We start from the raw sequence: 21880 nt of genomic DNA on the forward strand, positions 1-21880 counted from the left end.
CTGCCGGAACCGGATGCCTGACGAATTTTGCGAAGGACGCAATTGATGACCTCGATCTACGCCAACGGCGGCTTCACGCAGGAAAGCTGGGAACGCCTCGACAAGGACGCTGAGCTGCCGGCCCATCCCTTCGCGGAGGGTGTGAAGCTGCTGGTGCCGCAGGCGCGCTTTCTGGCCGGTCCCGATGCCTTTCTGGCGCTGGCCGTTGATATCGCCGTTCTGGTGAGCCCGGGGGATGACGTCGAGGCGCTGGCGCCCTTCGCAGCGCGGCTGCCGCGCATTGCCGTGGAGTTCCCCAAGTTCAGCGATGGCCGGGGCTTTTCCTCCGCCCGCATCCTGCGCGAGCAGATGGGATACGAGGGCGACATCCGCGCCATCGGCGACTTCATCCTCGACCAGATCCCCCTGATGCTCCGCTGCGGTGTCTCCAGCTTCGAGATCACCAAGCCGCATGTGGAAGCCGCACTCAAGGCAGGCATCTGGCCGGAAGTGACGCACTACCTGCAGCCGGTCGGCACCGTCACTGAAATCCCCGCCGGCACCCGCCCCTGGGCCCGCCGCCCCAACAGCGAGCGCAAACTCGCCACGGGCGCTGTGGTGGAGTGAAGGCTTTCAGCCCCGCATCCCAACCTCTCCGATGTCATCCGGACGCGCCTCGCGCGATCCGGGACCGGTCAGCCGGGGGTGCAGACTGTTTGAATGGATCACCTCCAGCGAAACCTTGGCTCACCGGTCCCTGATCTCCGCTCCGCTGCGTCCGGATGACCAGACTGAGGTTTTCCCGTTCCCTCACCCCGGCCCATCCATCGTCGCCGCTGCCGATTTGACGGAGAGGGTGACGAGGGCGATGGCGGGGTCGTCGGGGGAGGTGGACATGGTGAAGCCAAGGGATTCACACATGGTCAGCATGCTGGTGTTTTCCTTCAGCACCTCACCCTTGATGGTCTCGATGCCATCCACCTCCGCATAGCGGATGATCAGCTTCATCAGCGCCCAGCCAAGCCCCCGTCCCTTCAGGTCCGAGCGCACCATCACCGCATATTCGCCGGTCTTGTGGTCCGGGTCGGCATGCAGGCGCACGACGCCGAGAAGATCGCCCGTCTCCGGATCAATCGCCGCCAGCGCCATGGCGCGGGCATAGTCAAGCTGGGTCAGCCGCGACAGGAAGCGGTGGTCAAAGTCCTTCACAGGTGCAAAGAAGCGCAGGCGCAGGTCTTCCGGCGACACCTGTTCGAAGAAGGCGCGGAAAAGATCTTCATCTTCCGGACGGACGGGGCGGACGAAAACCTTCTCACCTTCTCGAAGCGTCAGCGTCTGTTCCCACTCCTGCGGGTAGGGCGCGATGGCAAGGCGGGAAGAGCCGGCACGTCCCGCCTGCACCGGTGCTTCTCCCACCACGATGCGCGCATCCAGCGCCAGCACGCCCTGCGGCAGGGCGACCAGCGGATTGATATCCAGTTCCCGCACCTGCGGCAGGTCGATGGTGATCTGCGACAGCTTCATCAGGGTGAGGGCGACGGCCTGCACGTCCCGCTCCGGATGCCCGCGGAACGCCTGGAACAGGCGCGATACGCGGGTGCGGCGGATGAGCTGGTTCGCAAGATTGAGGTCCAGCGGCGGCAGTTCCAGCGACACATCGCCGGAGACTTCCACGGACGTTCCGCCCTGTCCGAAGGCGATGACTGGCCCGAAGGAGGGATCATCGCCAAGGCCTGCAAAAAGTTCCAGACCGTGCTTCGCCTCCAGCATCGGCTGCAGGGTAAAGCCCTCGATCCGCGCCTTGGAATGGGTGCGGGCGACCAGATCAATCAGTTCCTGTGCGGATTGCGCAGCGGCATCGGCGCTTTCGATGCCAAGGCGCACGCCGTCAATATCGGACTTGAAGGGCAGGGCAGTGGACCAGGCCTTGACCACGCAGGCGGGGTAGCGCTCCAGCAGGCTGCCCGCCATCTGCCGCACCTGATCGATGGTGCGGGCGAGATGGGTTTCGATCATGGGCACCCGGTAGGCAAAGAGCAGGGCCGCCGTTTCCGCCGGGTCCAGCATGCTGCGGCCTTCCTTCAGGGCGGCGGTGACGATGGCGCGGGCGTCCTCCACATCGGGCGAGAAGTCGGACGGCAGGCTCGGCGGGGCAGCCATCAGGGCTTCCTGCGCCTCGGCGCTGCGCTTCAGGTAGAGGATGCTGCGCACGGCTTCGGCCGGACTGCCATAGACTGGCACCCGGGCTAAATCGAGAGCCGCACGCGGCAGCGGATCTTCGCCCACCATGGCGGCGACTACTGCCTTGCGGCGGCCAAGGCGGCGCTTGTCCTTGTCGGCGGCATTGGCAATGGCGCGGGCCACATCCTCGCCCGGCACAAAGGGATTGGGCGCCGCCAGAACCAGGACGCCGTCCACCGCCGTGCTCGCCAGCATGGCGGTGACCGCCTGTTCCACGGCCTCGGGCGCGGCGCCTTCCGGCAGGGTCAGCGGGTTGCCGGGCTGGGTGCCCGGACGGATCAGCGGCTGCAGGCTGGCCAGGGTTCCGGCGTCCAGTTCGGCTAGTTCCGCCCGCCCGTCCTGCAGCTTGTCAGCGGCAAGAGTCGCAAGGCTGCGGCCATTGGCAATGACGCCGAGCCTCTGGCATTTCGGCACTTTCAAACGGGTCAGGGTTTCGACAGCCTCGAACAACTCGTCGAGGTCGGCAATGCGCAGGATGCCGGCGCGGCGCAGGGCGCTTTCATAGACCGCATCGGCGCGCGTCAGCCGCCCCGCATGGGTGTTGCCGCTGGCCGCCGCATCACGGCTGCGCCCCGAGCGGATGAGGATGATCGGCTTGCTGCGCGCCGCAGCCCTTGCAGCAGAGAGAAACTTGCGCGGATTGGACACCGCTTCGACATGCAGCAGGATGGCGCGGGTGCGGTAGTCGGAGGCGAAATAGTCGATCAGGTCGCCGCCATCCACGTCGCTGCGCTGTCCGAGAGAGGCAACTCCGGAAAAGCCGATCTTGCGGGACGAGGCCCAGGACAGGATGCTGTTGACCACGGCACCGGAGCGGGCGATCAGCGCCAGATCCCCGGCCTGCGGTGCCTCGCGGGTGGCCAGAAGATTGAGCCCGGAGTGAGGGGCGGCAACGCCGAGGCTGCCGGGGCCGATGAGGCGTACCGCATGGCTGCGGGCTGCCTGCATGGCGGCGGAAACCGTTGCATCGGGCCAGGATTCATAGCCTGCCGACTGCAGCGCCACGGCCTTTATCCCGCGCGCCGCCGCTTCGGCGATCGTTTCCGGGGCTGCTTCGGCTGACCCGAGATAGATCAGCAGGTCCGGCGTGAATGTCAGGTCTGCAATGCTGGCAAACATGGGCCAGCTGTCGGCCTCATCCGGGGCTTCCAGATTGATCAGCGCGGTGCGGCCCCGGAAGCCTGAGGCCTGCAAGCGGCTGATGATGAGGCCGGGCAGTCCGGCGGCCTGGGCATTGGGCCCGTGGATGGCAAGACCGCCGGGTGCGAAGAGGCCTTCCAGATTACGGATGGTCATGGTCTGAACACTCCGGCAGGACGTGTGATCTGGCTGCGCGGCCGAAGGGTGCCGGGTGCGGCCTCAACAGTCAACAGGGCCCGGCGCAGGCACGAGCTTTCCGTTTCCTCTCTCCTTGCGGTGGCAGTGTTTACATTGGACGCAAGGAGGGGGAGCGGGCCCTTTTTTGCCGCAGCGCCCCTCTCCCCCTTTGAGGGGGAGAGGTCAGCGTAAGCTGACAGAGGGGGGTAAGTGCTCATCAACACGGCATTATCTCTCTCAACCGGACAGTCCACTCCCCCCTCTGCCCCTCAAAGGGGGGGAGAAGAACTGGTGCCTGGCGGGCAGTTCGGTATGAACGCTGCCCCTCGTAGGGGAGGTGGCTGAGAGGCGATGCCAGAAGGAATTGGCATGTCCAGTTCAAGGCTGGTGCGAGCCGGAACCTTCAATCCGGCATACCCCCCTCAATGCGCCATCAGCACCGGCACGGTCATGGCGGCGAGGATGTCGCGGGTGGCACCGCCGAAGAGGAATTCGCGCACGCGGCTGTGGCCGTAGCCGCCCATCACCACCAGATCGTTGCCGTTGTCGCTGACATAGTTGAGCAGCGTTTCGGCGACGGTGGTCTGGGTGTTGGTGATCACGTCCACGGTGACGTCGAGGCCGTGGCGGGCCAGATAGGTGGCCATGTCAGCACCCGGCTCACCGGCCATCTTCGAGCCCTTGTTGATGATCAGCACGGTCACCTTCTTCGCCATGGCAAGGATCGGCAGGGCTGCATGCACGGCACGGGTGGCGGTGGAGCTGCCATCCCAGGCAACCAGCACATTTTCGAACTTCGGCGCCGGAGTGCCGATGTAGGGGATGATCAGCACCGGCACGCCGCTTTCAAACAGGGCCGTTTCGATCAGCAGTTCGCGCATTGGCTCCGGCTGGTCCGGGTTGTCCTGGCCGACGACGATCAGGTCCGTCAGGCGGCAGTGGCGCAGCACCGGTTCCATCGGGCCGCCGGTGATGACTTCGGCAAGCCGGCCTTCCGACTTCACCCCGCCAAGGCGGGCCAGCTCGTTGAAGGTTTCCAGAGACTTCTTCGCAGCGGCGAGCGCGTGCTGGCGGCTCTGCTCGATGAAGTCGACCGGAACGGGCGCCGCGGCAAAAGCCGGCACCACGGGTTCATAGGAAAGGGCAAGGCCGGTTGCATGGGCGTCGCAGCGGGCAGCAAGCTCGATGCCGTATTTCACGGCCTGCTGTTCGCCCGACAGATCGGTCACCATCAGAATGTCTCTCAAAGCCATTTCAAGTCTCCCGTCGCTTGGCCCTCATGAGCCCTTCAGCTCACAAGCTAGGCCGGCAAGCATGACCGGACATTGACACGGGTCAATTCCGGTCTTGTCAACGCCTGGTCAGGTGTTGCTGCCCCAAAATGAAAATGCCGTTCAACGGGCGATTGTTCCATGGTGGGGCAATACGCAGAGACGAAATGTCTCAGCCCTTTGCGGCCTCTGCGGCGGCACGGATCTGGCTGAGCGAGGCCGCAGGCGTCAGGGCCTCCGGATCAAGCTTCAGATGCAGCAGCGACAGCCTGCCGCTGGCCCGTGCCCGCTCGAAAGCCGGGCCGAACTCCTCCGTTGCCGTCACGGTTTCCGCATGGGCGCCATAGGCGCGGGCGAGGACGGCGAAGTCCGGGTTCTCCAGCTTCGTGGCCGAGATGCGGCCCGGATAATGCCGCTCCTGATGCATGCGGATGGTGCCATACATGCCGTTGTCGATGACGAGCACGATGACGGCAGCCCCTTCCTGCGCTGCGGTACCCAGTTCCTGAATGGTCATCTGCAGGCAGCCGTCACCGGCAAAACAGATCACATCCTGCTGCGGGAAGGCGAGCTTGGCGGCAATGGCGCCCGGCAGGCCATAGCCCATGGAGCCGGAAGTGGGAGCGGCCTGCGTGCCGAACTGGCGGAAGCGGTGGAAGCGGTGCAGCCAGGTGGCATAGTTGCCCGCACCATTGGTGAAGATGGTGCCGGGGGCGGCGTTTGCCTCCAGATAGTCCATGACGCCCGCCATCTGCAGCGCGCCCGGCGTCTGCGGCCTGGCGCCGGACCATGCGAGGTAGTCCGCGTGAGCTTCGGTAGCGGTGCCCGCACATTTGTTGCTCACCGGCGGCTGCAACCCTTCAGCCGCCTTGCAGAAGGCAGTGGGGGAGGCGTTAATGGCAAGGCTGGGGCGGTACACACGGCCCAGCTCGTCGGGGTCCGGATAGACGTGGATGAACTGCTGCGAGGGCTGGGGAATGTCCAGCAGCGTGTAGGACTGGCTCGGCATTTCGGACAGGCGCCCGCCCACCAGCAGCACCAGATCGCTGGCCTTGATGCGGGCCAGCAGCTTCGGATTGGCGCCAATGCCCACGTCACCGGCATAGTTGGGGTGCAGGTTGTCGAACAGCATCTGGCGGCGGAAGGAGCAGGCGACAGGTAGCTCGAAGCGCTCGGCAAAGCGGGTGAAGGCGGCGACAGCCTCCGCCGTCCAGCGGCTGCCGCCGAGAATGGCGATGGGGCGCTCTGCCGCCCACAGGCGCTTCTGCAGATCGGCCATCTGGGTCAGGCCCGGATGGGTCTCCACCTGCTTCCATGGCTCAGGCTGGGTCACATCGGCCAGTTCCACCAGCGTGTCTTCCGGCAGGGCGAGAACCACGGGGCCGGGGCGGCCGGAGGTGGCCACGTGATAGGCGCGGGAGATGAACTCCGGCACCCGGTCCGCATGGTCGATTTCCGCCACCCACTTGGCGATGCCGCCGAACATCTGCCGGTAATCGACTTCCTGAAACGCCTCACGCTCGCGCATGCCGCGTTCGATCTGGCCGATGAAGAGGATCATCGGGGTGGAATCCTGCGCCGCCACATGCACGCCCGACGAAGCATTGGTGGCGCCGGGGCCTCGGGTGACCATGCAGATGCCGGGGCGGCCCGTCAGCTTGCCATGGGCCTCGGCCATCATCGCCGCACCGCCTTCCTGACGGCATACGGTAACCGGGATATCGGCATCATGCAGGGCATCGAGAACGGCGAGATAGCTCTCGCCCGGCACGCAGAACACCCGCTCCGCGCCATGGGTTTCCAGAGCTTCCACGAGGAGCTGACCGCCGGTCTTCTGTGCCATATCCGTTTTCCCGCTGTTGGTGCAGATGCGCAAGGCTGCGCGAGCCTGCCTGCTCTATAGCGCAGGTGAGCAGTGATTGGCACCGGACATGACACCGGCCCCGCACGGCTTTTTGCAATGACTTCATTCTGTTCAGGAATGAAAAGCCACGCGGAGCCGGAATTTCATCAAGGGTCAGACGGGAAGAACGGTGACCACCTGGAATGTATGTAACTCGCCGTCCTCGTCGCGGATCGACACATATTCTCCGGGCTGAAATGCATGCGAGCCGAAGCGGTAGCCGGCTTCATCGTCATCGTCGCCGTCAATGTCATAGCGGAAAGCCCAGGAGCCGCCGGGGCGGTGCACCAGATGGCCAATCTCGTCTTCCTCGCCGCCCCAGAAGCGGCGGACGCGGCAACGGTCCCGCGCTGTCTTCCATGCAACAGCATCAATGTGGCCCGTTTCATCCAGCGGCGCGGTGAATTCATAGCCATGATGGGCCGAGCCGTTGGGGAACTCTTTGGTCCGGGCGAGGTTCAGTCTTATCTTCTTCAGGCCGTGGCTTGCGGTCATGGGCGGGTCCCTCCTTGCTTCCCCCGGCGTTCTGCCGGTTCTGCTGGCCGCAGACTGGCACAGGACGGCGGCGGGGCATTGAGCAGGATCAATTCGGCAGACCGGTATCTGCCGCACGGTGAAAGCTGCTGCCGTAGCGGAAATGGGAGATGCACATGCCTCCGCCAGAACGCCATCTGCCAGATGATCAGAGCGAAGCCTACGCCTTTCTCGATGCGCTGGTGCGGGCGGAGCCCGGATCGCGGCGGATCGACACCCATGCCAACACGGTGTTTCTGATCGGCCATGACGCCTACAAGATGAAGCGCGCCGTGCGTTTTCCCTTTCTGGATTATTCGGCGCTTCCTCTGCGCCGCCGGGCGGTGACGGCGGAACTGACCCGCAACCGCCTGTTTGCGCCGGAGCTTTATCCGGGCGAGACAGCGGTGATGCGGCGCGCGGACGGAACGCTGGCGCTGGGCGGAGACGGCGAGCTTGTGGAGCCGCTGGTGCACATGCGCCGCTTTGATGAAAGCGCCACCCTGGACCATGTGGCCGCCAGAGGGCCGCTGCCGCAAAGCCTCACCTCGGCACTGGCGAAGACCTTTGCCGCTGCCCATGCGGTGGCGCCGGTGCGGGATGCGGCGGAGTGGTTTGCCGGGCTTTCCAGCTACGCCGAACAGAACGAAGCTGCCTTTCGCGCCGCGCCGGAACTGTTTCCTGCCCATGAGGCCGGGGCGCTGGTCGCCGCCACCCGTGCCGCGCTGGCCCGCATCAAGGATCTGGTGCTCCAGCGTGGCCGCAAGGGGCTGGTGCGGCTGGCGCATGGGGATGCGCACCTTGCCAATGTGGTGCTGATTGACGGCGCGCCGGTGCTCTTCGATGCGGTGGAATTTGATGACGGTATCGCCACCGGCGACGTGCTCTATGATGTGGGGTTTGCGCTGATGGACCTGATCGAACGCGGCCAGACGCCTGCCGCCTGCCATCTGCTCAACCGTTATCTCGATCTGACCCAGTTGCCGGAGATGGGCGAGGGGCTGGCGGCGCTGCCGCTTTATATCTCCATGCGCGCAGCCATCCGGGCCAAGATCGCTGCGGCCAGCATCGCCACCCAGCAGGAAACTGCATTGGCTGAAACGCAGCGCGAGGCGGCGCGGGCCTATTTCGAGCTGGCCTGCCGGGCGCTGGAACCGGCAACGCCCCGCCTCATTGCCATTGGCGGGCTCTCCGGTGCGGGCAAATCCACGCTGGCAGGGCTGATTGCGCCGCATCTGCTGCCGCTGCCGGGGGCGCGGGTGCTGCGCAGCGATGTGCTGCGCAAGCGCATGCTGGGGCTTGAGGAAATGAGCCGCGCCCCCGCATGCGCCTATACGCCGGAGGCGAGCGATGCGGTCTATGCGGCGATGATGGCAGAGGCGCGGGCAGCGCTTGCCGCTGGGCACAGCGTCATTCTCGATGCCGTCCACGCCAGGCCGGGCGAGCGGCAGGCGGTGGCGGATCTGGCGGCGGTGATGGAACTGCCTTTCACCGGGCTCTGGCTGGAGGCAGGGGAGGCCACGCTCAAGGCCCGTGTCAGCGCCCGCAAGGGGGATGCGTCGGATGCGACAGTTGAGGTCGTGTCCCGCCAGCTTGCCTATGATCTGGGGCCGGTGGACTGGCAGGTGGTTGGGGCTGGCGCAGCTCTGGAGGACACATTGGCCGCAGCGCTCAAGGCGCTGGCTTTAGAGACCTAGAGCGCGCGCGCCCGCAGCTGCGGCTATGGCCAGCACCACGGCGGCGATATCCTTGCGCAGCACCGCCATCACGGCGGCAGCAACCATGAGGCACAGGGCGGCAGGCACGCCGCCCTTCAGCGCGATGGGCAAGATGGTGGAAACGATGATCGCGCCCGGCAAGGCTTCCAGCCCCCGGCGGATGCGCGGTGTCATCGGCACCTGCCCCATGATCCAGTAGCCTGCGGCACGCATCAGATAGGTCACGCCGGTCATGGCGATGACCGTCAGGAAAAACAGGAAATCGACGGAGAAGGGGCTCTCAGCCATTCGGCTTCTCCGTTTCCTTCGCCGGCTCCGTGTCCGCGGCGTCCGGGTCGCTGGCATAGGCCCCGGCAATGGCCCCTGCAATGGCGCCCGTCAGCACGAACCAGTAGCCGCCGATCAGCTGCCAGCTGCCAAGGGCCACAACAGCGGCAACGCCCCAGCTCAGTGTCTGGCGGCGGCCTTTCCACAGGGGCACCAGCATTGTGATGAAGAGAGCCGGCATCACCAGATCGAGGCCCCAGCGCTGCGGCTCGGCAAACAGCTGGCCGAGAAAATAGCCCGGAATGACGGCCACCGCCCACAGCACCCAGAGCAGCAGCCCGCTGCCGAGGTAAATGCCCCAGTCGCTGCCGCCGCCCGCCCGGTAACGCAGGGCGAGCAGCCAGTTCATGTCGGTGAGGAAATAGAGAGAAGGATAGACCTGCCACGCGGGTGCTGCCCCCAGCCAGGGCCGCAGCGAGGCGCCCAGCAGCAGCATCCGCAGGTTCACCGCAGCGGCAATGCCTGTCATCGCCAGCAGCACGGCCGGCGTCACCGGATCACGGTAAAGCTCCATCGCCACGAACTGAGAGGCGCCAGCGAAGACGAAGGAATTGATCAGCAGCGTTTCAGCCAGCGTCAGCCCCTTCTGGGCGCAGACCGTGCCGAAGACGGCTGCAAATGTGATGATGCCCGGAACGAGCGGGAAAGTCTGCCGCACGCCGAGCATCATGCCGCTTTGGGTGATAGGGGCGCTGTTATCCGTCATCCTGCCAGTACGCTGTAGATCATCCTGGCTCCGGTGAAGGCAAGAAATGCGGCGAAGACAAGCCTCAGCTTGGCTGGCGGCAGGGTGTGCGCCAGCTTCGCGCCCACGGGGGCCATGAGAAGCGAGCCAGGGATGATCAGAATAAAGCCAAGCAGATTGATATAGCCGAGTGAAAACGGCGGCAAGTCCGGATTGCCATAGCCGAAGTAGATGGAACTGAGTGTGCCCGGTACGGCGATGATGAGGCCGATGGCAGCCGCCGTGCCGACGGCCTTGCGGATCGGATAGGAGAAGAGTGTCAGAACCGGCACACCCAGCGTGCCGCCGCCAATGCCCATCATCACCGAAACCCCGCCGATGATCGCACCCAGCATCTCGCGGATGGGCGTGCCGGGCAGCTTGTCTGCAATGCCGCTGCCCTCCTTGCGCAGCACCATATTGGCCGAAACCAGCAGCGCCACCGTACCGAAGACGAGCGACAGCGCGCCGCCGCTGAGATTGCCGGCCAGCGTTGCGCCAGCGATCACACCGGCCGAAATCGGCAGCCACCAGCGCTTCAGCAGGTCCATGTCAACGCTGCCGCGCAGCCAGTGCGCCCGTGCCGAGGAGTAGCCCGTGGCAACGATGGTGGCGAGCGAGGTGCCCACCGCCAGATGCATCACGACTTCCTGCTCCACGCCCACCAGCGGGAAGACATAGTAGAGCACCGGCACGATGACGATGCCGCCGCCGACACCCAGCAAGCCTGCCGCAATGCCGGCGATGGCGCCGGTGGCCAGCAGGGCGGCGGCCAGGGACGCCAGTTCCATGATATTCGCGTTGTCCATGAGTGTTCTGTCCGATTGAAAAAGCGTGCCTGGCCGCGTCCGCATTGCCGGCAATTTTCTCTGATGGAAGTTTAATGTATACAATATTGAGGCGCCGTCACCCTTTTTTCCATGGCCTCGAAATGTGGCTGGGAATGTCCGGCGCGATCTCCCCGGACTACTGAAAATCGCGCGTGCCAGAGGGTCTCCGGTCAAATGACCGGATTTCAATCCGCAGCCAGCAGAGCTGTGATGGAGAAGCAGAATGCTGTCACCCTGGAGATTGCGCGCGATGTGCAGCAGGTTTTGGCCAGTACAGCCGAAGTCTCCGCCAGCATCACCGGCTTCCGCCGGGTGGCGGAAGCGGCAGAGGGGCTGCAGCGCGGGTTCTGGTGTTGGCGGGCGGTTCTGCCCGCGATGCGGAGATGCTGAGGATGGAAGTGGCCCGCTTCACCGTGCGGGTGCGGGCGGGTTGAGGCTGACGGACAGCAGGATACGCCGCAAGGGCCGCCGGCCGCCGCAGAAGCCTTTGTGGTCTCTGCGTGCAGCCGGACGCTGTCCCGGCCGCTCAGGCGTTCAGCAGGAAGTCATGCCGCCGGGAGGGCTGGGTAACCACCGCCAGCAGAGTTTCCAGTTCGCGGGTGTGAAGATGGAGCAGGGCCAGCGTGTCAACGGCTTGGCTGAGTTCCTGCAGCACTTCGGAGGCAAGCTGAAGACAGCAGTCAGGGGCGGTGACGGTTGTTCCGGCGAAGGCTCTTTCCGGAATATAGCCCTCGCTCAGAACGCGCAGGTCCTTGTGCCGGCTGTCCCTGGAAATACGGCCGAACGTATCTTCAACGTCTTCCGTTTCACCTTCGAGGGTCTGGAAGAATTTCCCGCCTGCAAAGAGCAAGCATCCTGTGAGCCCAAGCCTTGCGTTTTTTCTGAGGCATTGTTGCCCGATCGCACGAATGCTTTCGCATACATCGGGGCCGAGTGCCTGAGGCTTGGCGTCACTCATGTAGGAGATGTGATAAAGCTGCGGCATACTATCCCCTCCGCTCAATCGCGAGCGAAATTTACGCAAGGGAAATTCAGCCTGAGTTAACTGTGGAACTAAAAATTAAATTTTCGCGAAAGATGTATTTCGGAATAATACAGCCTATATACAGCTAAGGCTAGAAGCCGCTGGAAAGCGTGGAGTTCTGCCGGAAGCGGTCCCGGGCGGGGCCCCGCCTCCGGAGAAACGGGAGCGCCTCCTGAGCTAGCCGGCCAGCAGCGCGTCCTGTTTGCGGCTCGTCTGGGTGATGACGGACAGCAGCGTGCGGATTTCCCGGATGTGCAGCTGATGCTGGGGGAAATCCAGCACGGCACTGATTTCCGTAAGCGCCTCAGCCGTCAGGGCCTCATCACCGCCGCAGTTGACGGCCATCTCGGGGAAGTCGCGTACCTCGATGGGGCCTTCGCTCAGAACCCGCACATCGGTGTGCCGGGTGTCGCGCGAGATCCGGCCAAACGTGTCTTCCACGTCTTCCCGATTGCCTTCGATCACCTGCAGGAAATGCTGCCCGGTGAATATGATGCAGCCTGTCAGTCCCGAAGCGGCATTGGCCTTGAGCGCTGCTGCCGTGATGGCCTCGAAGCCCTGTTCAGGAGTGGGCTGAAGGGCAGACAGCTTTGCAACGCTCAGATAGCAGATGTGATAGAGCCCCGGCATGGAAAACTCCGTGTTCCCGTGAATATCAGGAGCTTACACGCAGGTCTCTCTTCTTCGATTAAGCTTTCATATAAAATTTAAGGAATTTTCTTTGCGGAAGATTTCAGAATTCGCGTGCTTCGCCGGTCCAGCGGAAGAAGCGTCCCGTTCGTGTAATATCAAAATTCTCGATGAGGCCAACAATGCCGCTGGCCACTTCTTCCGCCGTCAGGTCAGCCTCGCCGCCGCCCATATCCGTACGCACCCAACCCGGATCGATCAGGCCGACGGCGATGTTCTCGGGCTCCAGATCGGTGGCAAGGCATTGCATCACCTTGTTCACCGCTGCCTTGGACGCCCGGTAGGCAACCCGGTCGGACTTGGCGTAGCCCATCCAGGACATCTGGCTGGAGATGGTCAGGATCCGCGGCTGGGCCGCCTTGCGCAGGCGCGGCAGAAAAGCCTGCGCCACGGCGAGAGGGGCGAGGGTATTGATCTCCAGCGTGCGCAGGAAACCGTCAAAATCCATGTGGAGGGAGCTTTGATCCTGCCCGTCCGGCCCGATGATCCCGGCGTTGTTGAGCAGAACGTCAATCGCCTCCGGGCTGGAGGCGGCCGATGCGGCAAGGGCGTCCCGGTCGGCCACATCAAACAGTTGGGGGCGGAACAGAGGCCCGAGTTCTGCGGCAAGCCGGTCGGCATCCTCTTCCCGCCGCATGCTGCCGAGCACCGTCCAGCCGCGCGCGAGGGCAACCCGTGCAACAGCCAGGCCGATCCCTCTGTTGGCACCTGTGATGAGCATGACCGGCATGGGCAAAATGTCTCCTGCACGTGAAAGAAAACGCCGCCGGAAATGACCGGCGGCGATCCGTTGCATGTCAACCTAGGGCGGCCCAGGCCAACCGGCAACGGCACAGATCAAATCTGGCGCAGTTGCCGTCCCCCGCTCAGAGCGTGATGCGGTAGCGGGCGAAGCCGTCGGCGCCGTCGCCTGCCGGTTCGATCTTCACGCCCTTGACGGAAGCCGCATGGGCCTTGCCGCCGGGGCCGGTGTCGAACAGGACCGTGGTGCCGGGCATGGGCTTGAAGGTCCAGTTGGCATCAGCGCTCGGGCTGATCGTGCCCTTTTCAACGATATAGCGCACCAGCGCGTCGCGGTTGGTATCCGGACCGGCAAAGATGACAACGCTCTCATTGATGCCGGGGAAGCTGCCGCCGCCACCGGCGCGGTAGTTGTTGGTCACCACAACGAACTTCTGGTCCGGGTCAACGGGCGTGCCGTTGTAGGCGAGGTTGACGATGCGGTTCGCTTCCGGATTGAGCACCTCGCCCTTTTCGCCATATTTCGACGGCTGCGACAGGTCGACCTGATAGGTGACGCCATCGATGATGTCGAAGTTGTAGCTCGGGAAGGTGGGCTCGATCAGCATCTCGTCGCTCGCGCCCGGCGTGATCTGGCGGAAGATGCCGGCCGAGCGCTCCAGCCACTCCTTCACATCCTTGCCGGTGATCGCCACCGCCTGAACCGTGTTGGGATAGAGGTAGAGATCGGCAACGTTCTTGATGGCCACATCGCCCACCGGCACATCGGTGTAATATTCGGGGCCGCCACGTCCGCCTGCCTTGAAGGGGGCGGCAGCGGAGAGGACCGGCAGGCTTTCCCATTCGGTGCCCTTGAGCATTTCGGTGATGTACCAGATCTGCGCCTGCGAGACGATCTGCACGCTTGGATCATCGGCTACCAGCGCGAAATAGGAATGCAGAGGCGCGTCGGTCTTGCCGACCGGGCGGCGCACATAGGCAAGCGTCGCCTCATGCTCGGCCTTCACGGCGTCCAGTACGTCGTCCTGGCTCTCCACCGTTGGGGTGACCGTGCGGCCTTCCTTCGTATAGATCGGCCGTGCTTCGGTGCTGAAGCCGGTGATGCGCCAGCTGTTGCCGTCCCGCGCCAGCATCAGGTCGATGACGCCCAGATGCGAGCCCCAGAAGCCGCCCATGGCAGCGGGCTTGCCGAAGAGCGTGCCCTTGGCCGTGTCTACCCCCTCAAGGCCGTCAAAGGCAGTGCCGGGGAAGACAAGATGCTGGTGGCCGGTGAAGATGGCATCAATGCCCTCGACAGCGGCCAGGTGCAGCGAGGCGTTTTCCATGCCGCCGGCATAGGTTCCGGCCGAGATGCCGGAGTGGGACAGGGCTATCACGAGGTCGCAGCCCTGCTCGCGCATTTCCGGGACGAAAGCCTTCGCCGTTTCGACGATATCGCGGGTGTTGACGCTGCCTTCCAGATGCTTGCGGTCCCAGTTCATGATCTGCGGCGGCACGAAGCCGATGAAGCCGATGCGGATCGGATAGTCCTTGCCCGAGCCGTCGCGGATGGTCTTGTCGACGATGACATAGGGTTTCAGCAGCGTGGTGTCGCTGCGCGGACCGGCGGAAAGCTGGCCCTTGGCAATGTTGGCGCAGACGACCGGGAAGTTGGCGCCGGCCAGCACCTTGTCGAGGAAATCAAGGCCGTAATTGAATTCGTGGTTGCCGAGCGTTGCCGCGTCATAGTCCAGAACATTCATGCCCTGGATCACCGGATGCAGGTCACCGGCCTTCATGCCGCGCTCATAGGCAATGTAGTCGCCCATCGGATTGCCCTGCAGGAAGTCGCCATTGTCAACCAGTACAGAGTTGGTGGCTTCATTGCGGATGGCACGGATCAGCGAAGCTGTGCGGGCAAGGCCTGCGGTGTCCACAGGCTTGTCGGCGTAATAGTCATACGGGAACACATGAACGTGGAGATCGGTCGTCTCCATCAGACGCAGGTGCGCCGTGCCTTCCTGCGCACGCAGGGAATAGGGATGAAGGGCGGCGGCAAAGCCGGTGGCAGCTGCACCCAGCAGCAGGCCGCGCCGGGTGAGATGGGGGGAAAGCAACTCGTTCATGCCGTAATCTCTTCGCAAGGCCGAAGCCTGTGGAACGGGGAAGGGCAGGCCGCTCAGTGCCTGCAGGGCCAAGTTGTAGGCCCGCAATCTTGTCGGTGCAATGACGGTCGCGGCATCGGGCGCGATTGACGGGGGCGGGTGAGAGGCTAAGTTACGGCACAAGGTGAGCGGGTGCTTCGCACCAGCCCGCAAGCAGACAGGACGCCTTCAGCATGAGCGAACAGATCAAGGCGGCAGTGCATCAGGCGCTGTCGCGCATTCCCGGCCCGGACGGAACCAGTGACATCGTATCGCTTGGCCTCGTGTCCGATGTGTTTGTGTCCGATGGCCGCGTGGCCTTTTCCATCACGGTGCCCGCAGAAAAGGCCCGCCAGCTGGAGCCGCTGCGTCAGGCGGCCGAGACCGCGGTGAAGGCCTTGCCGGGGGTCGAGAAGGCGATGGTGGCGCTGACGGCTGAGCGCATCTCCGGTTCAACTTCTGCCTCTGCTCCGGCGCCGCAGCCGCACAGCCATGCTCACAGTCACGCTCACGGCCACCCCCATGCCCAGCCGGCTGCTCAGCCGCGCGCGCCGCAGCCGCAAGGCGCAGGGCCTGCCAAGGCAGGCGTGCCGGGCGTGGCGCATATCATTGCCGTGGCTTCCGGCAAGGGCGGGGTTGGCAAGTCCACCACCACGGCCAACCTTGCGCTGGCGATGAAGGCCAATGGCCTGAAGGTGGGTGTTCTGGATGCCGATATCTACGGCCCCTCCGTGCCGCGCCTCTTTGGCGTTTCCGGCCGGCCGGAGCCGGTGAGCGGGCGCATCATCAAGCCGCTGGAGGGCCATGGTCTCAAGGTCATGTCCATCGGCTTCATGGTCGAAGAAGACACGCCGATGATCTGGCGCGGGCCGATGGTCATGTCGGCACTGACGCAGATGCTGCGCGAAGTGGCCTGGGGCGAACTGGACGTGCTGGTGGTGGACATGCCCCCCGGCACGGGCGATGCCCAGCTGACCATGGCCCAGCAGGTGCCGCTGTCGGGCGCGGTCATTGTCTCCACGCCGCAGGATCTGGCGCTGATCGATGCGCGCAAGGGGTTGAACATGTTCCGCCGCGTCGATGTGCCGGTGCTCGGCATCATCGAGAACATGAGCTATTTCGTCGCCCCGGATACTGGCAAGCGCTACGACATCTTCGGCCATGGCGGCGCCAGGGCGGAGGCGGAGCGGCTGCACCTGCCGTTCCTTGGCGAAGTGCCGCTCGACATGGACATCCGCATCAACTCCGACGCAGGCACGCCGGTTGTTGTGGCAGACCCGCAAGGTGCACATGCCGCCGTCTACCGGGACATTGCCGCGAAGGTCTGGGCCAGTGTGACGGGAGAAACAGGCGAGGTCCGCCGCGCCCCGCCGCGCATCGTCATCGACTGACGCCGTTTCCGCCTGCGCTGCCGTGCATCCCGCACAGCGGCACAGGTGGATGGTTGACCTTTGCATATAAAGGCGGGAAAGATTTCCCACGTCTTCCGCTTGTGGCACCTGTTCCGTGCCCGGCGCTCCCGGATCAGGATTGTCACGTGGATCTTCGAGAAAACAGCAAGGCCATCACGGCAATGTTGCTGGCTATGGCTGCATTCCTCACCAATGACGCCGTCGTCAAATTCGTTCATGACGAACTGCCGCTCGGCCAGATCATCGTCATGCGCAGCGTCTTTGCCTGCGTAATGATTTATGCCGCATCGGTTGCCACTGGGGTGCACCGGGAATTCCGGCATCTGGCGCATCCCACCGTGGGCTGGCGGACACTGGGCGAGCTGGGGGCAACCTTCTTCTATCTGGTGGCTCTCATCCAACTGCCGATTGCCAACATCACCGCTGTTCTGCAGTCCCTGCCGCTGCTGGTGACGGCGGCCGCCGCCATCTTCCTCGGTGCGGCGGTCGGCTGGCGGCGCTGGACGGCCATCGGCATCGGCTTTGCCGGTGTGCTGATCATCATCCGGCCCGGCGTCTCCGGCTTCAACGAATGGTCGCTCGTCGCCCTGTGCGGCGTGTTCTGCATGGTGCTGCGCGATCTTTCGACACGGCGGATGCCGCAGGCCATTCCCACCTTCGGCGTCACGCTCGTCACCTGCTTCGGTGTCATGGCGCTGGGCGGGGTAATGGTGCTGTTCGAGGGCTGGCAGCCGATGACGGTCCGCCAGCTCGGCATCATTGCCGCTGGCTCCCTGTTCCTGCTCGCGGGCTATATCTTCATCATCATCGCCATGCGGCTGGGGGATATCGCTGTCGTGTCCCCCTTCCGTTACTCCAGCATTCTCTGGGCCATTCTGATTGGCTACATGGTCTGGAGCGAAGTGCCGGATGCGCTGACGCTGTTTGGCACATCCATCGTGGTGGCAACGGGCGTCTACACCTTCATCCGCGAGCGCAAGCTGGCGCAGCAGGGGCAGAGCTGAACCATGGATGCGGCCGCGAACGCGCAGGTGCAGGGTGCCGGGCAGACGCCCTCCGGCGGGCGCCGTCCTCCGCTGGCGGTCCTGATTGCCATCTCCACGATCAGCCCGCTGGCGATGAACATCTATCTGCCGTCCCTGCCGGGCATGATCAAGGCGCTGGAGAGCACGGCCGCCGAGGTGCAGCTCACCATGTCGCTTTATCTGGCGGCGGTGGGCTTTTCGCAGCTTGTGCTGGGGCCCGTATCCGACCGCTATGGCCGCCGTCCGGTGGTGGTGACCGGCATGGCCGTCTTTGTGATCGGCACGCTCATCTGCCTGGCGGCGGCGACGGTCGAAACCGTCATTTTTGGCCGCATTGTGCAGGCTGCGGGCGGCTGTGCCGGGCTGGTGCTGGGCCGTGCCATCGTGCGCGATCTTTATGAGCGCGAACAGGCCGCCAGCATGATCGGCTACGTCACCATGGGCCTTGCGGTGGGCCCCATGCTCGCCCCCGCCATGGGCGGGGCGCTGGATGGTGTCGCCGGGTGGAAGGGGGGCTTCTATCTGATGCTGGCCATCGGCATTGCGGTGACACTTGCGGCCTGGGCCTGCCTGCATGAGACCCATCACGACCGCAGCCAGACCACCAGTATCAGAAGCCTTCTGGCCAGCTACAGGGAGCTGAGCCGGGAGCGGCTGTTCTGGGCCTATGCCTGCACCTCCATGTTTACCTCGGCCGTCTATTTCGCCTTCCTCGGCGGGGCTCCTTTCATCGCCTCGCAGGTGCTGGGGATGACGCCGCTGACCATGGGCCTCTATTTCATGATGGTGGCTGGCGGCTACATTGCCGGCAATGGCCTGTCGGGCCGCTTTGCGGCACGCATCGGCGTCCTGCGCATGGTCACCATCGGTTCTCTGATGCCAGTGATCACCGTTGTGCTGGCTGCGGCTCTCTTTGGGGCGGGTATCTATCACCCCTTCTCGCTGTTCCTGCCCATGTGCATTCTGGGCCTCGGCAACGGCATCTGCCTGCCCAGTGCCCTGTCCGGTGCCATCAGCGTGCGCCCGGATCTGGCTGGCGCGGCCTCAGGTCTTGCCGGCAGCATGCAGATCGGCCTTGGCGCCGGTGTTTCGGCGCTGGTGGCCTGGATGCTGTCTCAGAGCATGTATCCCGGCACGGTCTGGCCGCTGCTGGTGGTCATGGGCGGCTGCGTGACGCTGACACTCGCGTCCGTCATCGCCTGCTACCGCAGCGAACGGGTCTAGGACGGGGCAGGAAGAGATGGGGCAGGAAGCGCTTCCGTTCAGCCGCCGGTCACGCTCATGTGGCGGGAGACGGAGGGGCGGTTGGTGCGCCGGTCGATGATGAAATCGTGCCCCTTCGGCTTGCGGCCGATGGCCTCATCAATGGCGTGCGAGAGAAGTTCATCGCCTTCCGAGGCACGCAAGGGCGCGCGCAGGTCGGCGCTGTCGTCCTGGCCGAGGCACATGTAGAGCATGCCCGTGCAGGTGATGCGCACCCGGTTGCAGCTTTCGCAGAAGTTATGCGTCATCGGCGTGATGAAACCGATGCGCCCGCCGGTTTCCTCGATCTGCATGTAGCGCGCGGGGCCGCCGGTCTTGTAGGGAATGCTGGTGAGGGTAAAGCGCTCCGAGAGCCGGGCACGCACTTCGCTCAAGGGCAGATACTGGTCCGTGCGGTCGCCGTCGATCTCGCCCATGGGCATGGTCTCGATCAGCGTCAGGTCATGGCCTTCGCTATGGGCCCATTCCATCATCGGGATGATCTCATCCTCATTGATGCCCTTCAGCGCGACCATGTTGATCTTGATGGAAAGGCCTGCCGCCTTGGCAGCCTTGATGCCCTCCATCACCTTCGGCAGATCGCCCCAGCGGGTGATGGCGCGGAAACGGTCTGCATCCAGCGTATCGACGGAGACATTGAGACGCCGCACGCCTGCGTCCGCCAGTTCGGCGGCATAGCGGGCGAGCTGTGAGCCGTTGGTCGTCAGCGTCAGCTCGTCCAGCGCGCCCGACTGCAGATGCCGGGAGAGGGAGCGGATCAGCCCCATGATGCCCTTGCGCACCAGCGGCTCGCCGCCGGTCAGCCGCAGGCGGCGCACGCCCTTGCCGATGAAGGCGCTGCACAGGCGGTCCAGTTCCTCCAGCGACAGCACCTCGCGCTTGGGCAGAAAGGTCATGTCCTCGGCCATGCAATAGACACAGCGGAAATCGCAGCGGTCCGTCACCGAGACGCGCAGATAGGAAATGTCGCGGCCGAACGGATCGGTCATGCGCGGAAATGCCGCGGCGTCATTCATCTGTCTCTCCCTCATCAGCAATCTCTGGCTGTGTCTGTGACGATGTTTCGTTCTGTTCGTTGGGAAATAACGTAGTCGGTTTTTTCCTCAGGGCAAGATGGCATCCGGCAATGTGATCTCACAGACGGGGAATGACGTACAAACAACCACTTGATATTTATCCCGGACAGCCTTGCCATGCCCTCTCAGCCACGTGACCGCACGACGATCGTCTGGTTCCGCCAAGACCTGCGCCTTGCCGACAATCCGGCCCTGTTCGAGGCTGCAAAGGCAGGCGCCGTGGTGCCGGTGTTCATTCTGGAAGATCCGAAGGACTGCGGCGAAACCCATCCCCTGGGCGGCGCCAGCCGCTGGTGGCTGCACCATGCGCTGGCGGCGCTTGACGAAAGCCTGGGCGGCAGGCTGGTGCTGATGTGCGGGCCCGCCGGCAAGGCGCTGGATGCGCTGGTCAAGGAAACGGGGGCTTCCGCCGTTCACTGGAACCGCTGCTACGAGCCGCATGCGATTGCCCGCGACAAGCGGCTGAAGACGGATCTCATGGCCGCCGGTGTCGAGGTGCGCAGTTTCAACGGTTCGCTGCTGCATGAGCCCTGGGAGCTGGAGACGAAGACCGGCGGTCCCTTCAAGGTCTATTCGCCCTTCTGGCGGGCGGCGCTCGCCAAAACCGTGGCGGCGCCTTTGCCGGTGCCGGAGGCGCTGGACATTCCGCAGGTCAGTCAGTCTCTACCGCTGTCAGACTTTCCGCTGCTGCCGGTGAAGCCGGACTGGGCGGCTGGCTGGCTCGATCTCTGGCAGCCGGGCGAAAGGGGCGCGGCGGCACGGCTTGCGGCTTTTCTGGAGGAAGGGCTCGATGGTTATGGCGAGCTGCGCAACCGGCCGGACCTGCCCAATGTCTCGCGCCTGTCGCCGCATCTGCATTTCGGTGAAATCTCTCCCCGGCAGATCTGGACGGCTACCCGCTTTCACACAGAACAGTACGGCCACCTGCAGAAGGATGGCGACAAGTTCCTATCGGAAATCGGCTGGCGGGAGTTTTCCTATCATCTGCTCTACCATTTCCCGCATCTGCCGGAGCGCAACTGGAAGCCCGCCTTCGATGCCTATCCCTGGGCTGAGGATGATACGGCGCTGAAAGCCTGGCAGAAGGGGCTGACCGGCTACCCCATGGTGGATGCAGGCATGCGCGAGCTCTGGGCCACCGGCTACATGCACAACCGGGTGCGGATGCTGGTGGCGTCCTTCCTCGTCAAGCATCTGCGCCTTCACTGGCATCATGGGGAGGCCTGGTTCCGCGACACGCTGCTGGATGCGGATCTCGCCAACAATTCCGCCAGCTGGCAGTGGGTGACGGGCAGCGGCGCCGATGCCGCGCCCTATTTCCGCATCTTCAGCCCGGTGGGTCAGGGGCAGAAATTCGATCCCGATGGTGCCTATGTGCGCCGCTGGTGCCCGGAACTGGCCAAGCTGCCGGACGAGTTCCTCCACTGCCCGCACGAGGCGCCTGAGCGCATCCTGAAGGCGGCCGGCGTCGTTCTGGGCCGCACCTATCCCCGTCCCATCGTCGACCACACGGCTGCCCGCAATGCGGCGCTCGCAGGGTACGACGCGGTGAAGCAGGCGGGGCTTGAGGCGGCGGGATGAGGCTGTTCAGCAAGTCCGTCCCTCTCCGCAGTCATTCCGGCCAAGCGCAGCGCGAGCCGGGACCGGAGGGCCGGGGTAGACTTTGGGTGAAAGAGGGAAGCGGGCCGAAAGACCTTGGCTCA

General features: G+C 64.4%; 19 protein-coding genes. 7 read left to right on the forward strand and 12 right to left on the reverse strand.

Annotated elements, in window-relative coordinates; translation table 11 throughout:
• Nucleotides 1–45 precede the first annotated feature (45 nt).
• Nucleotides 46–606 (forward strand): DUF934 domain-containing protein, encoded by a 561-nt coding sequence (locus ASC48_RS06630; protein ID WP_055454992.1) that lies wholly within the window; start codon nt 46–48, stop codon nt 604–606.
• 183 nt (nt 607–789) lie between these two features.
• Here the strand turns inward: ASC48_RS06630 and ASC48_RS06635 are convergent, their stop codons facing one another.
• From ASC48_RS06635 to ASC48_RS06650, 4 genes are all read right to left on the reverse strand, one after another.
• A complete protein-coding gene (locus tag ASC48_RS06635; RefSeq protein ID WP_055454993.1) occupies nt 790–3516 on the reverse strand; it encodes a bifunctional acetate--CoA ligase family protein/GNAT family N-acetyltransferase in 2727 nt (908 codons plus the stop codon).
• Between the two features lie 443 nt (nt 3517–3959).
• Complete coding sequence (locus ASC48_RS06640; protein WP_055454994.1) at nt 3960–4790, reverse strand: universal stress protein; 831 nt, start codon at nt 4788–4790, stop codon at nt 3960–3962.
• Nucleotides 4791–4980: 190 nt separating this feature from the next.
• Complete coding sequence (locus ASC48_RS06645; protein ID WP_055455276.1) at nt 4981–6651, reverse strand: thiamine pyrophosphate-binding protein; 1671 nt, start codon at nt 6649–6651, stop codon at nt 4981–4983.
• A gap of 174 nt (nt 6652–6825) precedes the next feature.
• On the reverse strand, nt 6826–7206 hold the full coding sequence (locus ASC48_RS06650) for a hypothetical protein (RefSeq protein ID WP_055454995.1): 381 nt from the start codon (nt 7204–7206) through the stop codon (nt 6826–6828).
• A gap of 155 nt (nt 7207–7361) precedes the next feature.
• Here ASC48_RS06650 and ASC48_RS06655 point away from each other — a divergent pair, with 155 nt between their 5' ends.
• Entirely contained in the window at nt 7362–8921 is a 1560-nt protein-coding gene (locus ASC48_RS06655; protein WP_208975576.1) for a bifunctional aminoglycoside phosphotransferase/ATP-binding protein, read from the forward strand.
• Here the strand turns inward: ASC48_RS06655 and ASC48_RS06660 are convergent.
• Genes ASC48_RS06660 through ASC48_RS06670 form a run of 3 tightly spaced genes read right to left on the reverse strand, consistent with a single transcriptional unit; the run spans nt 8910 to nt 10802 of the window.
• Nucleotides 8910–9230 (reverse strand): AzlD family protein, encoded by a 321-nt coding sequence (locus ASC48_RS06660; protein WP_055454997.1) that lies wholly within the window; start codon nt 9228–9230, stop codon nt 8910–8912. The genes ASC48_RS06655 and ASC48_RS06660 overlap by 12 nt on opposite strands.
• Nucleotides 9223–9975 (reverse strand): AzlC family ABC transporter permease, encoded by a 753-nt coding sequence (locus tag ASC48_RS06665; protein WP_208975577.1) that lies wholly within the window; start codon nt 9973–9975, stop codon nt 9223–9225. The genes ASC48_RS06660 and ASC48_RS06665 overlap by 8 nt, the downstream gene beginning before the upstream one ends.
• Complete coding sequence (locus ASC48_RS06670) at nt 9972–10802, reverse strand: sulfite exporter TauE/SafE family protein (RefSeq protein WP_055454998.1); 831 nt, start codon at nt 10800–10802, stop codon at nt 9972–9974. The genes ASC48_RS06665 and ASC48_RS06670 overlap by 4 nt, the downstream gene beginning before the upstream one ends.
• Nucleotides 10803–11033: 231 nt before the next feature.
• Here ASC48_RS06670 and ASC48_RS06675 point away from each other — a divergent pair, with 231 nt between their 5' ends.
• On the forward strand, nt 11034–11213 hold the full coding sequence (locus ASC48_RS06675; RefSeq protein WP_055454999.1) for a hypothetical protein: 180 nt from the start codon (nt 11034–11036) through the stop codon (nt 11211–11213).
• Between the two features lie 136 nt (nt 11214–11349).
• On the opposite strand, the gene ASC48_RS06680 is transcribed toward ASC48_RS06675, so the two are convergent.
• From ASC48_RS06680 to ASC48_RS06695, 4 genes are all read right to left on the reverse strand, one after another.
• On the reverse strand, nt 11350–11808 hold the full coding sequence (locus ASC48_RS06680; RefSeq protein ID WP_072242547.1) for a BLUF domain-containing protein: 459 nt from the start codon (nt 11806–11808) through the stop codon (nt 11350–11352).
• Nucleotides 11809–12024: 216 nt separating this feature from the next.
• On the reverse strand, nt 12025–12477 hold the full coding sequence (locus tag ASC48_RS06685) for a BLUF domain-containing protein (RefSeq protein ID WP_055455001.1): 453 nt from the start codon (nt 12475–12477) through the stop codon (nt 12025–12027).
• Between the two features lie 103 nt (nt 12478–12580).
• Nucleotides 12581–13267 (reverse strand): SDR family oxidoreductase, encoded by a 687-nt coding sequence (locus ASC48_RS06690; RefSeq protein WP_055455002.1) that lies wholly within the window; start codon nt 13265–13267, stop codon nt 12581–12583.
• Nucleotides 13268–13403: 136 nt separating this feature from the next.
• Nucleotides 13404–15383: a bifunctional 2',3'-cyclic-nucleotide 2'-phosphodiesterase/3'-nucleotidase gene (locus ASC48_RS06695; RefSeq protein ID WP_055455003.1), complete on the reverse strand. Its 1980-nt coding sequence runs from the start codon at nt 15381–15383 to the stop codon at nt 13404–13406.
• Between the two features lie 212 nt (nt 15384–15595).
• On the opposite strand from ASC48_RS06695, the gene ASC48_RS06700 reads away from it, so the two are divergent.
• The 3 genes from ASC48_RS06700 to ASC48_RS06710 all read left to right on the forward strand — a co-directional run bounded on the left by ASC48_RS06700 (nt 15596) and on the right by ASC48_RS06710 (nt 19062).
• The gene (locus ASC48_RS06700; protein ID WP_055455004.1) at nt 15596–16792 is read left to right on the forward strand and encodes an Mrp/NBP35 family ATP-binding protein; all 1197 of its coding nucleotides are present in this window, start codon (nt 15596–15598) and stop codon (nt 16790–16792) included.
• A 146-nt stretch (nt 16793–16938) separates the two neighbouring features.
• Nucleotides 16939–17817, forward strand: a complete 879-nt coding sequence (locus ASC48_RS06705; protein ID WP_244270015.1) for a DMT family transporter — start codon at nt 16939–16941, stop codon at nt 17815–17817.
• 3 nt (nt 17818–17820) lie between these two features.
• Complete coding sequence (locus ASC48_RS06710; protein ID WP_055455005.1) at nt 17821–19062, forward strand: multidrug effflux MFS transporter; 1242 nt, start codon at nt 17821–17823, stop codon at nt 19060–19062.
• A 38-nt stretch (nt 19063–19100) separates the two neighbouring features.
• On the opposite strand, the gene moaA is transcribed toward ASC48_RS06710, so the two are convergent.
• Nucleotides 19101–20117, reverse strand: coding sequence for a GTP 3',8-cyclase MoaA (moaA, locus tag ASC48_RS06715; RefSeq protein WP_072242548.1), 1017 nt, complete (start codon nt 20115–20117; stop codon nt 19101–19103).
• Between the two features lie 177 nt (nt 20118–20294).
• Between moaA and ASC48_RS06720 the strand changes: the two genes are divergently transcribed.
• On the forward strand, nt 20295–21758 hold the full coding sequence (locus ASC48_RS06720) for a cryptochrome/photolyase family protein (protein WP_055455280.1): 1464 nt from the start codon (nt 20295–20297) through the stop codon (nt 21756–21758).
• The last annotated feature ends 122 nt before the right edge of the window (nt 21759–21880 follow it).

Origin of the sequence: Pannonibacter indicus (assembly GCF_001418225.1) — a bacterium.
In the GTDB taxonomy this organism is placed as follows: Bacteria; Pseudomonadota; Alphaproteobacteria; order Rhizobiales; family Stappiaceae; genus Pannonibacter; species Pannonibacter indicus.

Bases quoted from the DNA above. Each gene is read 5' to 3' on its own strand.
- ASC48_RS06670 (WP_055454998.1), bottom strand. From the start codon at position 10,802: ATGGACAACGCGAATATCATGGAACTGGCGTCCCTGGCCGCCGCCCTG.
- ASC48_RS06660 (WP_055454997.1), bottom strand. From the start codon at position 9,230: ATGGCTGAGAGCCCCTTCTCCGTCGATTTCCTGTTTTTCCTGACGGTC.
- ASC48_RS06640 (WP_055454994.1), bottom strand. From the start codon at position 4,790: ATGGCTTTGAGAGACATTCTGATGGTGACCGATCTGTCGGGCGAACAG.
- ASC48_RS06675 (WP_055454999.1), top strand. From the start codon at position 11,034: ATGGAGAAGCAGAATGCTGTCACCCTGGAGATTGCGCGCGATGTGCAG.
- ASC48_RS06635 (WP_055454993.1), bottom strand. From the start codon at position 3,516: ATGACCATCCGTAATCTGGAAGGCCTCTTCGCACCCGGCGGTCTTGCC.
- ASC48_RS06700 (WP_055455004.1), top strand. From the start codon at position 15,596: ATGAGCGAACAGATCAAGGCGGCAGTGCATCAGGCGCTGTCGCGCATT.
- ASC48_RS06630 (WP_055454992.1), top strand. From the start codon at position 46: ATGACCTCGATCTACGCCAACGGCGGCTTCACGCAGGAAAGCTGGGAA.
- ASC48_RS06695 (WP_055455003.1), bottom strand. From the start codon at position 15,383: ATGAACGAGTTGCTTTCCCCCCATCTCACCCGGCGCGGCCTGCTGCTG.
- ASC48_RS06680 (WP_072242547.1), bottom strand. From the start codon at position 11,808: ATGCCGCAGCTTTATCACATCTCCTACATGAGTGACGCCAAGCCTCAG.
- ASC48_RS06690 (WP_055455002.1), bottom strand. From the start codon at position 13,267: ATGCCGGTCATGCTCATCACAGGTGCCAACAGAGGGATCGGCCTGGCT.
- ASC48_RS06710 (WP_055455005.1), top strand. From the start codon at position 17,821: ATGGATGCGGCCGCGAACGCGCAGGTGCAGGGTGCCGGGCAGACGCCC.
- ASC48_RS06650 (WP_055454995.1), bottom strand. From the start codon at position 7,206: ATGACCGCAAGCCACGGCCTGAAGAAGATAAGACTGAACCTCGCCCGG.
- ASC48_RS06655 (WP_208975576.1), top strand. From the start codon at position 7,362: ATGCCTCCGCCAGAACGCCATCTGCCAGATGATCAGAGCGAAGCCTAC.
- ASC48_RS06720 (WP_055455280.1), top strand. From the start codon at position 20,295: ATGCCCTCTCAGCCACGTGACCGCACGACGATCGTCTGGTTCCGCCAA.
- ASC48_RS06665 (WP_208975577.1), bottom strand. From the start codon at position 9,975: ATGACGGATAACAGCGCCCCTATCACCCAAAGCGGCATGATGCTCGGC.
- ASC48_RS06645 (WP_055455276.1), bottom strand. From the start codon at position 6,651: ATGGCACAGAAGACCGGCGGTCAGCTCCTCGTGGAAGCTCTGGAAACC.
- moaA (WP_072242548.1), bottom strand. From the start codon at position 20,117: ATGAATGACGCCGCGGCATTTCCGCGCATGACCGATCCGTTCGGCCGC.
- ASC48_RS06685 (WP_055455001.1), bottom strand. From the start codon at position 12,477: ATGCCGGGGCTCTATCACATCTGCTATCTGAGCGTTGCAAAGCTGTCT.